This is a genomic window from Ohtaekwangia sp. (assembly GCF_036568665.1).
GTDB lineage: Bacteria > Bacteroidota > Bacteroidia > Cytophagales > Cyclobacteriaceae > Ohtaekwangia.
In genome coordinates, this window is sequence record NZ_DATCSD010000470.1 from 1 (window position 1) to 3,625 (window position 3,625).

General features: G+C 43.8%; 3 protein-coding genes and 1 pseudogene. 1 reads left to right on the forward strand and 3 read right to left on the reverse strand.

Features of this window, described 5'->3' with window-relative positions; translation table 11 throughout:
* Nucleotides 1–806, reverse strand: a pseudogene (locus tag VIN08_RS27490) (phosphoglucosamine mutase); the annotation flags it as partial.
* Nucleotides 807–948: 142 nt separating this feature from the next.
* Between VIN08_RS27490 and mazG the strand changes: the two are divergent.
* Nucleotides 949–1,761, forward strand: a complete 813-nt coding sequence (gene mazG / locus VIN08_RS27495; RefSeq protein WP_331972756.1) for a nucleoside triphosphate pyrophosphohydrolase — start codon at nt 949–951, stop codon at nt 1,759–1,761.
* A 76-nt stretch (nt 1,762–1,837) separates the two neighbouring features.
* On the opposite strand, the gene VIN08_RS27500 is transcribed toward mazG, so the two are convergent.
* Both VIN08_RS27500 and VIN08_RS27505 read right to left on the reverse strand, forming a co-directional pair.
* Nucleotides 1,838–3,067, reverse strand: coding sequence for a cation:proton antiporter (locus VIN08_RS27500; RefSeq protein WP_331972759.1), 1,230 nt, complete (start codon nt 3,065–3,067; stop codon nt 1,838–1,840).
* Nucleotides 3,055–3,625: universal stress protein (locus VIN08_RS27505; protein WP_331972762.1), on the reverse strand; the 571-nt coding region annotated here is incomplete at its 5' end. The genes VIN08_RS27505 and VIN08_RS27500, both read right to left, overlap by 13 nt.

The following is a 3,625-nucleotide window of genomic DNA, read 5'->3' on the forward strand; positions in this document are numbered from 1 at the left end:
GTATATTCTTCACCGAACGGAGTTCCATCCTCACAAACAAAAGCAAGTCTGTCAACATCCGGATCCACCACTATACCCAGATCATATTTCCCTTTTTTTATCTCGCGGGTTATATCTGTAAGATGTTCTGGTAGTGGTTCCGGATTATGAGGAAAATGTCCTGTTGGCTCGCAGTAAAGTTCCTTTACTGTTACACCCATGGCTTTCAGCAGCAAGGGTACTGCTATACCCCCGGTAGAGTTTACAGCATCTACTACAACTTTAAAACCTTTGTTTCGAACAGCGGCTACATCTACAAGCGGAAGTTTCAGAATTTGATCGATGTGTATCTGCAGGTAGCTTTCGTTCTTTTCATATTTACCCAGCTTTGTTACCTGAGCAAAATCAAAATCTTCAGCTTCGGCAAGCTTCAACACTTCTTCACCGTCTTTTGCGGAGATAAATTCACCTTTCTCATTCAACAGTTTAAGTGCGTTCCACTGAATAGGATTATGACTGGCGGTGAGTATAATACCGCCTGCTGCTTTTTCTGCGGGCACGGCAATCTCCACTGTTGGCGTTGTGGAGAGACCCAGATCGATCACATCAATACCTAAACCTTGCAGTGTAGCTGTTACCAATGCACTTACCATCTCGCCAGAAATGCGAGCATCACGACCGATCACAACTTTTGTTGTATCGTTTTTTTTCTTCAGCAGTGTACCAAAAGCAGCAGCAAATTTTACCACATCAACAGGCGTGAGGTTATCACCCGTTCTGCCACCTATAGTACCTCGTATACCGGAAATCGATTTAATTAAAGTCACTTGATTATTCGTTTTAGCGGATGGCAAAAATAAGAATAAATCTCTTGAGGTACGAGGCAGTATTTATGAACTACGATTTTGATTGCTGATTTTAGATTGTAGATTACTGCACGTTACTTTGCTAATCAATTGAAGGTGAATTATGAAAAAAGTTTTGTCTGCTCCTGATCCAACACGTGAAGAAAAATTAAAAGCTTTTGATCGACTGCTCACCATTATGAATGAGCTGCGCGAAAACTGTCCGTGGGATAAAAAACAGACACTGGAAAGTCTCCGGCATCTTACTATTGAAGAGACATACGAGCTCTCTGATTCTATACTGGAGGGTGACCTTAAAGAGGTGAAGAAGGAACTTGGCGACCTCATGTTGCACATGGTATTCTATGCACGTATAGCATCGGAGCAAGGAGCCTTTGATGTTGCTGATGTATTAAATTCTATCTGCGAAAAACTTATTGAGCGCCACCCCCATATTTATAGTGATGTTATCGCCAACGATGAAGAAACGGTAAAGGCTAACTGGGAGAAGATAAAATTAAAAACAGGAAACAAGTCGGTGCTTGAAGGTGTACCCAAATCATTACCCGCACTGGTGAAGGCTATACGCATTCAAGACAAAGCCCGTGGTGTTGGCTTCGACTGGGAGAAGAAAGAGCAAGTGTGGCAAAAGGTTGAAGAGGAAATGCAGGAGTTTAAGAATGAATTTAATGCAGAATCAAACGAAGCGATCAACAAAGAAAAAGCGATGGCCGAGTTTGGTGATCTTCTTTTTTCATTGGTAAACTATGCGCGCTTTATCAATATAGATCCGGAAGAAGCACTGGAGCGCACAAATAAAAAATTCATCAAGCGTTTTCAATATCTCGAAACAGAGTCTGCTAAAGACGGAAAAGTTATGGGCGAGATGACACTGGCAGAGATGGATGTATATTGGGAGAAAGCGAAGAAGATATAGACTGATTCTTTCCTGAAGATTCGTTATTCGCAAAGTATATATTTATCATTTACGATTAACTTTTAACGAATCACGGTTAACGGTTCAGGCTCCATCGCATCATCGGGCCGCTGGTCATACTGGTAACAAGTGCCATGATCACCAGCGACACAAATACTTTCTCGTTGATCAGTCCATTCTCTAATGCTACAAGCCCGAGTATAATTTCCATTGCTCCGCGTGCGCTCAATCCAAAACCTGCTGCAAGCGATTCCTTCCAGCTAAACCCTCCAAGTCGTGTACCCAAACCGGCACCTGCAATTTTACCGGTAAATGCAATGAATATAATGATGCAGGTTAATGGCAGATCAAAGTTGGTGAAGAAGTTTACCCGCAAACCAATGGATACAAAAAATAACGGAGCAAATATATTGTTGATAAACTGATGCACGATCTCTTTTGCACGTTCTGAAAAATGTTCGGAGTCTCCCAAGGCAACGCCCATGATAAAGGCACCGAAGATGGCATGTATACCTATATATTCTGTAAAGGCTGCAGCAAAAAAGCAAAGCGCCAGTGATAGTGAAAGAACACCACCCGGCCATGCAAGCTTGCGATTTACCCACGGAAGCAGGCGATTGAGAAGCCCCCTGCCAACGGTAAGCATAGACGCAGCAAACACCAGCGTAAGTATAATCGTATTCCAGATAGGCATGTCGCTTCCTTTCCCAATCATACCGAGTATAACAGAGAAGATCATCCACCCGATAACATCGTCTACCATAGCAGATGCAACCACGAGCAAACCCATGCGCGACCGGAACATATTCAGATCCATGAGTATCCGCACTATAACGGGTAATGCAGATATAGCCATGGCGGTGCCCATAAAAAGGGCAAAGGTGAGTCGTGCATGCGTATCGGCTATACCAAAAAATTCCGGAAAGAGATACGGGAAAACAAACCCGAACATGAACGGAATTACCAAACCGAATAAACTTGTGGATATAGCCTGTCGGCCTTGTTGCCATACTATATGTAAGTCTACTTCCAGGCCTGCAATAAATAACAACATCACTACCGCCACCTGCACCATACCCGAAAGCACTGTGCCAGCACCACTCGGTGTAGGGAACAATGCCTGGAACCATTCAGGCTGAATCATTCCCAGTATAGTAGGTCCTAATAATATACCGGCTATAATTTCTCCCACTACTGCGGGTTGCTTGAACTTGCGCGCAAGCTCAGCAAACATACGGCCGGCTATCAGCATCGTGCCCAACTGTATGAGCAAGTGCACTACATCTGCATGCCCTAACCTAACCATGCCTTACCTCCTTCCTTCGATTCTGATTTGCGCGGATGTACTACCAGGAGGTTGCAGGGTAAATCTGCAAATATATACTCCAGGTCGTGCGGAAAGACCCGATCGAATAAAGAGAATCTCCTCGGAGAAGCACCTACTACCAACAAATCGGCATGCTTGCGTTGCGCAAACTTGGCCAGTTCAAAACCAGATTTACCGGCCAGCATCTTTATATTTACTTTCAGTCCTTCGTGCGGAATACAACTCAATATCTTCTCTACATTATCAATCTCATCTTTCACCAGGTTCTGCCGCAGATTCTCATATTCATCTTCTGAATGATGATCGGATGCCGACATGGTAAGCCCATACATTTTAATCTCGCGCACAACGTGCAGCCAGGTAGATTTATCCTTTAATCCTATAGTGCAAGCCATACGCACAGCCTCCTCCACAAACGGACTGTCTTCTGCATTTACTACTATATCTTTAAAAGGATGTGGCGTAGTGGATGGATCCGTTAACATTAACACCGAGCAATCTGATTTGCGCAAAAATTTGCGCGCTACTGTGCCCAGA